General features: G+C 48.5%; 5 protein-coding genes and 1 pseudogene. All 6 read left to right on the top strand.

Annotation, left to right across the window (positions count from 1 at the left end; genetic code table 11):
• Positions 1–232: 232 nt before the first annotated feature.
• Positions 233–994 (top strand): annotated as a pseudogene (locus tag H8S75_RS16100) (pseudouridine synthase); the annotation flags it as partial.
• Between the two features lie 597 nt (positions 995–1,591).
• Positions 1,592–3,529: an NAD-dependent DNA ligase LigA gene (gene ligA / locus H8S75_RS16095; RefSeq protein ID WP_207729161.1), complete on the top strand. Its 1,938-nt coding sequence runs from the start codon at positions 1,592–1,594 to the stop codon at positions 3,527–3,529.
• Positions 3,530–3,532: 3 nt separating this feature from the next.
• A complete protein-coding gene (metA, locus tag H8S75_RS16090) occupies positions 3,533–4,450 on the top strand; it encodes a homoserine O-acetyltransferase MetA (protein WP_187022496.1) in 918 nt (305 codons plus the stop codon).
• A 232-nt stretch (positions 4,451–4,682) separates the two neighbouring features.
• Positions 4,683–5,792, top strand: a complete 1,110-nt coding sequence (locus H8S75_RS16085) for a response regulator transcription factor (RefSeq protein WP_187022495.1) — start codon at positions 4,683–4,685, stop codon at positions 5,790–5,792.
• A gap of 44 nt (positions 5,793–5,836) precedes the next feature.
• The gene (locus H8S75_RS16080) at positions 5,837–8,152 is read left to right on the top strand and encodes a bifunctional diguanylate cyclase/phosphodiesterase (RefSeq protein WP_187022494.1); all 2,316 of its coding nucleotides are present in this window, start codon (positions 5,837–5,839) and stop codon (positions 8,150–8,152) included.
• Positions 8,127–10,019, top strand: coding sequence for an ABC transporter substrate-binding protein (locus H8S75_RS16075; RefSeq protein ID WP_187022493.1), 1,893 nt, complete (start codon positions 8,127–8,129; stop codon positions 10,017–10,019). The genes H8S75_RS16080 and H8S75_RS16075 overlap by 26 nt, the downstream gene beginning before the upstream one ends.
• Positions 10,020–10,332: the final 313 nt, after the last annotated feature.

Here is a 10,332-nt window from a genome sequence, read left to right as displayed (position 1 = left end):
TTCCTTCTATTCTCTGCATGTCCCGCATAGGAAACTGTTTATACCCTCTCTTAAGCCTGTTACGCAACTATCTGACAATGAATAGTCTCTGTTGACCCTCATAAACTAAATGACATTGGGAGTGAACTGTAACTTTAATACGGAAAATACGTAATTCGCATTCCGGAATAAATTGACTTCTGCCATGGAACAATGATATAATTTTTATTTAATGAGCAAAAGGAGATAGGACATGGGAGATGACGGAATCCGCCTGAATAAATTCTTAAGCGGTGCTGGAATCTGCTCCAGAAGGGAAGCAGACCGGCTGATAGAAGAAGGTAAGGTAACGGTCGGCGGAAGAACCGCCGTTCCGGGACAGAAGATAAAAAATGGAGAAACAGTTGTCTGTAATGGACGGACAATTGCGGCAGGAACAAAGGGCGCCGAGGAGAAACCGGACCGGGTGCTCTTAGCGGTGCATAAGCCGTGCGGAATTGTCTGCACCACCTCGGACAAGGACCGTGCCCCCAATATTGTGGACATGGTGGACAGCCCTGTGCGGATTTATCCGGTGGGCCGTCTCGATAAGGATTCTGAAGGCTTGATTCTGCTGACCAATCAGGGCGATTTAGTGAACCGTCTGATGCGCGGCAGCAACGGCCATGAGAAAGAGTATCTCGTGTTTATTGACCGGCCGGTGAAACCGGAATTTATTCAGAAGATGAAAAAGGGAGTCTTTCTTCCGGAGCTGGATGTGACGACAAAGCCGTGTTTCGCAGAGATGACGGGAGAAAAATCGTTCCGCATTGTACTGACCCAGGGACTGAATCGCCAGATCCGCAGGATGTGCGAGCAGCTGGGCTGCAAGGTGCGAAAACTGAAGCGTGTCAGAATCATGAATATAGAGCTGGGCGATCTAAAAGCCGGTGAATCACGGCCTGTATCGAAGAAGGAATACGCGGAGCTGATGCGCCGGCTGGAAGATACATCCGGCCTCTCCTTAAAAGACCGGATGGTGAATGAAAAAGATCGGGGAAAAAATGAAAAGGGCCGGAATGAAGATAGAAAAGACCGCGTCAAAAATGAATATGGCCGGAATGAAGATTTAAGAGGTCGGACGAAAAATGAATATGGCCGGAATGAAGATTTAAAAGGTCGGACGAAAAATGAAAAAGGCCGGAATGAAGATCTAAAAGGTCGGACGAAAAATGAATATGGTCGGAATGAAGATCTAAAAGGTCGGACGAAAAATGTAAAAGGCCGGTATGAAGATACAAAAGGCCGGACAAGAAATGAAAGAGGCCGAAATGAAAATCTGGAAATTCGGACAGATAAACGAAAAAAAGCCCCTGGAAAGCGGAAGTGATGCATGGAGAGGCACTTTTTCCGGTATGATAAGGAAGAGTGGTTGGTATAAGTGATCAAATAAAAAATCGCAATAGTGGTCGGATCCAGAACCCAGAAATATCGATCAGGATCATCTGTCGGAACCAGGTCCCCCAACTATTGATCAAAACTATCGATCATAAACAGCAATACAACAATCATGCATTAATAAGGAAAGAACGCAGTGAAAAGGAGATTGTAAGTGGACGAGAAAATCAGCAGAATGAAAGAACTGGCTGCCACTCTTACGGCCGCGGCGAAGACGTATTATCAGGAAAGCCGTGAGATCATGAGCAACTACGAATACGATAAATTGTACGACGAGCTGGTGGAACTGGAGAAGGAGACAGGAGTTGTGCTGTCCAAGAGCCCGACACAGAACGTAGGATATGAGGTGCTCTCCGAACTTCCGAAGGAGCGCCACGAGAGTCCCATGCTGTCGCTGGACAAGACGAAGAGCACGGCCGATTTACAGGAATGGCTGGGCGATCAGACGGGAATTCTCTCATGGAAGCTGGACGGACTGACCGTTGTCCTCACTTACAGCGGCGGAACGCTGAAGAAGGCCGTTACCCGCGGCAACGGTGAGATTGGCGAGGTCATTACCAGCAACGCCAGAGTGTTTGCGAATGTGCCGGTCACCATCTCCTTTCAGGGAGAACTGGTGCTGCGCGGCGAGGCCGTCATCCGTTATTCGGAATTCAACCGGATTAATGAGGCCATCGATGATGTGGATGCCAAATATAAGAATCCCAGAAACCTATGCAGCGGCTCGGTCCGTCAGCTGAACAGCCAGATCACGGCGGAGCGGAACGTGAATTTCGAGGCATTTGCCCTGGTTACGGCCGAGGGCGTGGATTTTAAGAACTCCCGGCAGGAACAGTTTGAGTGGCTGAAGAGACAGGGATTCGATGTGGTAGAGTACAAGACCGTTACGGCGGAGACGCTACCGGAGGCGGTGGAAGAGTTTGCCGAAGCCGTTTCCGGCTACGATATCCCTTCCGATGGCCTGGTGCTTCTTCTGGACGACATCGCTTACGGAGAATCTCTGGGACGGACTGCCAAATTCCCGAGAAATGCGATCGCATTCAAATGGGCGGACGAGATTAAGGAGACGAAGCTGGAATATATCGAGTGGAGCCCGTCACGGACCGGTTTAATCAATCCGGTCGCCGTGTTCGAACCGGTAGAGCTGGAGGGAACCACGGTGAGCCGCGCCAGCGTACACAATTTAAGCATTATGGACTCCCTGGCCCTGGGCGAGGGCGACACCATCACGGTATATAAGGCCAACATGATTATCCCGCAGATTGCCGATAACCTGACCAGAAGCGGGAAGATCCGGATTCCGGAGGAATGTCCGGTCTGCGGCGGTAAGACGGAGGTGCGACAGGTAGGCGATGTCCGCAGCCTTTACTGCACGAATCCAGACTGCCAGGCCAAGCGCATCAAGAGCTTCGCCCTCTTTGTCAGCCGTGACGCGCTAAACATCGACGGCCTTTCGGAGGCGACTCTGGAGAAATTTATCGGCGCCGGATTTATTAAGGAGTTTGCAGATATTTTCCATCTTGACCGGCATGAGGAGACGATTACCCAGATGGAAGGCTTCGGCCGGAAGTCCTATGATAATTTAATCCGGGCGACAGAGACCGCGTCCCACACGACTCTTGCACGGATGGTTTACGGCCTTGGAATCTCCGGGATCGGCCTGGCCAATGCGAAGATGCTGTGCCGGAAGTTTAAGTTCGATTTTGACCGCATGCGTCATGCCACGGCGGAGGAGCTGATCGAGGTCGATGGAATCGGCGGAGTCTTAGCCGATGCATGGATTCGCTACTTTGGCGATGAGAAGAATCAGGAGATTGTGGACCACCTGCTCTCAGAACTCACATTTGAGCAGGAGGAGGAATCCACGGAGGAGGCCATCTTTGAGGGCATGACCTTCGTGATCACCGGAAGCGTGGAACATTTTGCCAACCGAAAGGAACTGCAGGAGGCCATCGAAGTGCGGGGAGGTAAGGCCACAGGCTCTGTAACTTCGAAGACAACGTATCTGATCAACAATGACGTGGCGTCCAATTCTTCTAAGAATAAAAAGGCCAAGGATTTAGGCGTGCCGATCATATCCGAGGAAGAGTTTATCAAGATGCTGGGGGAGTAAAATATGCCGATTAAAGTACAAAAAGATCTGCCTGCGAAGGCGATACTGGAAAAAGAGAATATCTTCATCATGGCGGAGGATCGGGCGATGAGCCAGGACATCCGCCCTCTGGAGATTCTTATTCTAAATTTGATGCCGGTGAAGGAGGACACGGAGACGCAGCTTCTGCGGGCGCTCTCCAATACTCCTCTTCAGGTGGACTGCACGTTTCTGATGCTGGCCACCCATACGTCGAAGAATACGTCGGCCAGCCATTTGAACAAGTTTTATGTATACTTTGACGAGATTAAGAATAAGAAGTTCGATGGTATGATCATCACCGGCGCGCCTGTGGAGAACCTGGAGTATGAGGAGGTCAATTACTGGGAAGAACTTCAGACGATTATGGAATGGGGTAAGAGTCATGTGACAAGCACCTTACATATCTGCTGGGGAGCCCAGGCCGGACTCTACTACCATTACGGGATACCGAAATACAAACGGGAAAAGAAGCTTTCCGGCATTTACCGCCACAAGGTTCTGGACCGCAAGGTGCCGCTGGTACGCAGCATGGACGACTTTATCATGGCCCCGCATTCCCGCTATACAGAGGTGCGCAGAAAGGACATTGAGAAGGTGTCTGATCTGGTGATTCTTGCAGTGTCGGAGGAGGCGGGCGTCTATCTGGTGATGAAGCGCGACGGAAGCCAGGTGTTTGTCCAGGGCCATCCGGAGTACGACCGCATGACTTTGAACAATGAGTATCACAGGGATTTAACAAAGGGACTTAACCCGGAACTCCCATGCAATTACTATGAGGACAACGATCCCTTCGCAGTACCGGTGCTTTCCTGGAGGAACGCGGCGAACACGCTGTATGCCAACTGGCTGAATTTCTACGTATATCAGGAAACTCCGTATATTTTAGGCGAAGATGGATAAAATACAACCACATGAAAATGACCGCAACTCACGGGAGGGGCGGTTATTTTTGTACCTTTTCAGTACGCCCGGATACCGGATTTTCAGGTGAAAAAGGCTGCATCAATTTCGCTTGAGAGTTCCTGATTCTCATGCTATAATTTCTACATGTATTTGGAGTATGGTAAGGTGGACGGAACCTGCCTTACCGCATAAGAGCGCAATCCGAAACGAAAAATGGGGGAAAGAAACCATGAAATACGAAAATGCCGGCCAGATGAATTTTTTCTCGGAAATGGCGGAACATCAGATTTCGGCACGTGAATTTTTCAGCAACGTTCTTCTGGATTCTTTGGATAGAAATTTCGGCTTAAAGCATGTGCTGATATCCTATTTCGATACACATGGAACATTTCTTTCATGGATCAATCGGAACGGAATCCTGCTGGACTGTGAAGAGCATCCATACAGGAAATTTGTTGCAAATGATGTAATCAGGCATGTGGTTTATCAGGACGCGGTCCGTGACCACCTGACTTACTTTAATGTGATACCAAGGCTGTATAAATCCACGGATGTCATCAGCCCTGTCGATTACGCCCACTCCGCCTACGTCCGCTTTCTGGCGGAAAACTTCCATGCACATTACAGTGTGACGATGGCATTCGGCATCAACGCCTATATCCAGGTCGCCTTTTTTAAGAGTCTGGAGAACGGGGATTTTACAGACCAGGAAATTGAGGCGCTGAATGAAATCTACGTTTATGTGGCCAACTCCTATAAGAATTTCAAGAAATACGAGCAGGCCAAGATCGTGTCAAATATTCAGAGTGAGATTATTTCATCCGGTGAAAAGGCCTATTTTGTCACGGATGACTTTATGCATATCATGAGCTACAACAAGACGGCTCAGAGTTATTTAAAAGAGATTCTGGGCCCTTCCATCGCTGAGCAGATCAGCACGACCACACCGTGCAGCTGGCTGCCGTTCTTACTGGGCGGCGAGGAGAAGAATTTTACGGCGGACCGGGTCCAGACACGGGTAATTAAAAACTATATTTTTACAATCTATACGTACGATCAGAGCTATTCCAATGGAATCATCGACCGGTATCACTGGATTACCATCTCCAGGAAAGAGGAAGGAAAGCTGCTGGAAGGCTCCGGGACCATGCTGCCGCTGACACAGGCGGAGCAGCGGGTTGCAGAGCTCATGTACAATGGACTGACCTACAAGGCCATTGCTGATGAGCTTGTGATCAGCTATCATACAGTGAAGAAGCATGTACAGAATATCTATACCAAGTGTGGAGTAAAAAGCCGCTTTCAGTTATATAAGTGGCTGGAAAACAGAGAGCAGTAGGTTATCAGGATGCAAGCAGAGGGAAAGGTAATAAGGTCTGATGTATGGAGCGGAGGAAGGCTGGAGTAAAGAAGAACGGGTCATACCGGTGGATATTCGTAGTATTTATAGTGATCTGTATTTTAGCAAGTGCTTTTAGTTTTTTGTATTACAGGAACCTGCATAAGACCATAAGAGAAGAGAGCAAAGGATATCTTCAGGAGGTTTCCAGAAGGGTCGCCGCCAATCTTGACCGCATTACGAAAGATAATTTCGCCATGCTTAACATGATGGGAGCATCTCTGGAGACGACGGAGCCTGAGACGATGGAGGAAGTCAGGCAGCTTTTACAGAAGCAGCAGGGGTTTGGCGAGTTTGAAACAATCATGCTGGTGGAGGAATCCGGGAGAGCATACAATATTGCGGACAGCAAATCGGTATTTTTTTCCTTCGATGATGCCATGCTCGACAGCATGCTGGCCTATAAGTCCGCGATTGCAAAAGCCCAGATTATGGACAATAAAGAGTACTTTGTTTTTGCCGTTTCCCTGAATCATGTCGCGGTCGGTGGGGAAAAGATTATGGCGCTGGCCGCCTGTTATGACCCGGATACGCTGAATCAGGTGCTGTCGATGACCTCTTTTAACGGGCAGGCATATTCTCAGATTATCACGAAATCGGGGACGCTTGTGACAAAGGCCAGCTTCCCATTTGCCATAAAGAGCGGTTATAATATTTTTTCCACACTTCAGAATGCGCAGATGGATGAAAAAGAGAGTCTGGCGAAAGTAAACAGCGACATTGAAAATAATGTCGCGGACCAGATCAGTTTTTCTTTAGACGGTGTACATAGATACATGGTTTATACGCCCATTCAGCCGGACGATTGGTATCTTCTGACCTTTGTTCCGTTTCAGGCGGTGAACGAGAAGTCGGATATGCTGCTGGTTATGACTCTGCGTATCTGCGGGCTGCTTGTAATTCTGTTTTGCGGGCTTGTGGCCATTCTGTTCTGGATCTTCCGTGCGAATAAAAGAAAGCTGGAGAGACTCGCTTACGTGGATGGGATAACCGAGGGGAATACCATACAGAGGTTTTATGAGCTGGCAGCCGAAAGGATGGAGTCTGTCCCGGAACAGAAGTATGCACTGGTCTATACCAATATAGAAAATTTCAAAATTCTGAACGCACAGATCGGCCGGAAAAACTGCGATATGATCCTAAAGCAGTTTTACAAATATTTATCCTCTGTACTGAATAAAAACGAATGTATGGGCAGGCTGTTTGCCGATAATTTCTGTATCATGCTGATCTGCCGGAGTGAAGAGGAGATGATAGAGAGATTCGAAGACTGGTCGGCCGGAGCCGAGGCGAATATCGGCAGACTGAATCCCGCATGGGGGATGCCCCAGATCGAATTGGGCGTCTATGTGATCGAGAATAAGGATATGCCGTTTCCGGAGATGATCGACAGGGCGAAGCTTGCGCTGAAGGAGACGCTGCGGCAGGCCGGCAGCAAGATGCGGTATGCTTTTTACGATGACGCTGCCCGTTCCCGTATGTTCCGGGAGAAGCAGCTGTCGGATGTGATGGAGGATGCTCTGAAAAACAGGGAATTCCAGGTGTACTTACAGCCCAAATACCACCTTCCAGAGGAAAAGATCGACGGGGCGGAAGCGCTGGTGCGTTGGTGCAGCAGGGCGGAGGGAATGATCTATCCGGACGAATTTATCCCATTGTTTGAAAAAAACGGGTTTGTCGTTACGCTGGATCTGTGGGTGTTTGAGGAGGTCTGCCGCACCTTATGTTCCTGGACAGATCGCGGAGTGAAGCCGGTGAAGATCTCTGTCAACTGTTCCCGCGTTCACTTTAAAAATGAGAAGTTCTTACAGGCCTATCTGGCCATCGCAGAACAATATCAGATTGACAGGAGCCTGATTGAGATTGAGCTTACGGAGAGTGTGGTTTTTGAAGATACAGAGCGCCTGATTAAGATCATTGAACAAATCAGGGCAGCGGGATTCGGTTGTTCGATGGATGATTTCGGGAGCGGCTACTCTTCTTTGAATCTTATTCAGTCGATTCCGGTTGATACCTTAAAGATTGATAAGGTATTTTTCAAAGATAAGACAATGGAATTAGACCGTCTGAAGGCTGTGGTTGGCGGCATCATCCGCATGTCCCACTCCCTTTCGATGGTGACAGTCGCGGAAGGCGTGGAGTACAGGGAACAGGTGGAGATGCTGAAGCAGGAAGGCTGCGACTACATTCAGGGGTATATATTTGATAAACCCATGAACATTGCGTTGTTTGAACAGAAGGCTTTTGGTGAAAGTTTAGCGGAGGTGCGCAAAAGTGATCCGTTGGGAGAACCGGAGTAAAGTTAAGAAGGCGGGATTGATCGGCCTCGCGTGCGGCATGCTGTTTCTGACCGCATGCGGAGGAAAAAAGGATAGCGGCAGCTATGACATCATTTCTCAGAAAAAGGTGGAAGATGGCAGAACTGCTGTAACCGTTCTGGTAAAATATGCGTTTAGCATCAACAGCTTTGAAAAAGCAGTGGAAGAAAAATTCCCGGATATCGATATTGTCCAGATTGGTAATTATACTCCGGACATGGGGATTGAAGAATACAGCCGGAGGCTGGAGCACGACGATCTGACGGATATCGTGATGACGTGGCCGTTGGAGGTAGGGGAGGAATATTGGGCGGATAGACTTCTGGATTTGTCTGGTGAAGATTTTACGAGCCGATACAAGCTTTCGATATTAAACAGTATTTCCAGGGCTGGAACACTTTTTTATCTGCCGGGACCTTCTCAGGTGAGAGGGATTCTGTATAATAAGACTCTGTTTCAGGAAAACGGCTGGGAGGTTCCCTGTAATTACGAAGAGTTTGTGGAGCTCTGTAAAACCATAGAAGCCAGTGGAATCCGGTCGATTCAATTGGGATTTGAGAATTCAGAGGTCTTAAATACGGCATTTACCGGTTTTAATTTTGGCAGCTGCTTCAGCAGGCCGGAGGATCAGCAGTGGATAGCGAATTATAACAAGGGAACCGGCAGCTTCGGGGATCATTTCGGCCCGGCGTTAGACGTCTTTCAGCAGATGACAGAGGAAGGAATCTGGAAGGCCTCTGATTTGGAGGTGGAGTACTCCAAACGGGAGACCATGCTTTACGCCAGGGAGTGTGCCATGGTCGAGGACTCTGCGCTTCTGGCCAGAAGAGGGCATGAAATTTCCAAAATGGGTGATGAGTTTGCGCTTATGCCGTTTTTTAATCCAGGCAGCAGCAACGACTGGGCACGGCTTTATATGGTATGTTATGTGGGAGTGAACAAACATTTGGCGGAGCCTGAAAATCGCGATAAGTATAGTCAGGTGATGAAGATTATGGATTTCATTTCCACGCCGGAGGGACAGGAGGCCATGATGGCAGACACCGGAGCGATGTTTTCCAGTCTGAACAACACGGACCTGCCGGATGTCCCTGAAATAGAATCGTTAATTCCGGTCCTGCGCGCCGGCCGTTACGCGGTGTTCGGCCAGCTGGAATATGCGCAGGAAGCGCTGGAGGAAGGCCTGGCGGGTATGCTGAGGGAAGAGAAGACAAAAGAAGACGTGATTCAGATGGTGGATGAGCAAAATAAAAAGCCTGTTCATAAGGTTGATCCGGAGATATATGGAACAGCGGCTTCTGACTTCACTCTGATTCAGACGGGAAATTTTATTACGGACGCCATGCGCGGGCAGAGCGGTGCGGAGATCGCCCTGTTCATGGATAATGGGAAAGACGGCTTATATAACGGCAAGGGACTGAGCGGCAGACTCTACAAAGGTGATGTGACGAATGTGGATTTAAAATGCATTCTTCCGGACCTGAAGAGTCCCGATACCGGAGAGATGCGTGTAATAAAAATAACCGGAGAAAACCTGATCGAGACTCTGGAAAAATCAATTGTTGTGGAGAATCAGTCCGGCTGGTTCTACTATTTTTCAGGACTTTCCATGAGCTATGACCCCACCGCAGAACCGGGAAAGCGAATTGGGACAATACAGACAGCAGATGGAAATGCGATCGATAAGGAGAAGGTCTATACGGTTGCCATTATGGATACCATAGTTCCGGAAAGCTTTATCCTTGAGAGTGAGAGTACCGGCATGACGGTTTATGATGTGCTGGTGAAGACGCTGGAGGAGAAACAGACTATAGAACCGGTAGAGGATGGACGGTTTGCGGTCAGGTAGGGGCTGTATTGGAGAAAATTGTTTTTATATAAATGAGATAGATGTGTAAGAAGAGAATAGCTCAATCAGAGATGGTTTATTTCCTGATTGAGCTTTTTTTGTTTTGTATGAGCCGGAAAACCGCTTTAGCGATTCCGAAAGACTCCCATTTCCCTGTCGAAATAGGGAACATTCCCTATACGAAATACTACAGATGGCCACTTTTTTCAGTACGTCGGGTTTGATATAATTTTAACATACAAAACAACCCCGGGACAACGAAAGAGAGATACAATCAATCAGAAGTACCGGAGAGAACGACCATTGGGAGGAG

The sequence above is a fragment of the Hungatella hominis genome, from assembly GCF_014288005.1.
GTDB lineage: Bacteria > Bacillota > Clostridia > Lachnospirales > Lachnospiraceae > Hungatella > Hungatella effluvii.
Note: the sequence above shows the minus strand (reverse complement) of the source record. Positions and strands in the feature narration are given on the sequence as shown.

What these genes read in the sequence shown, in the direction of transcription:
- ligA (WP_207729161.1), top strand. Translation starts at nt 1,592, where the DNA reads ATGAAAGAACTGGCTGCCACTCTTACGGCCGCGGCGAAGACGTATTAT.
- metA (WP_187022496.1), top strand. Translation starts at nt 3,533, where the DNA reads ATGCCGATTAAAGTACAAAAAGATCTGCCTGCGAAGGCGATACTGGAA.
- H8S75_RS16085 (WP_187022495.1), top strand. Translation starts at nt 4,683, where the DNA reads ATGAAATACGAAAATGCCGGCCAGATGAATTTTTTCTCGGAAATGGCG.
- H8S75_RS16080 (WP_187022494.1), top strand. Translation starts at nt 5,837, where the DNA reads ATGGAGCGGAGGAAGGCTGGAGTAAAGAAGAACGGGTCATACCGGTGG.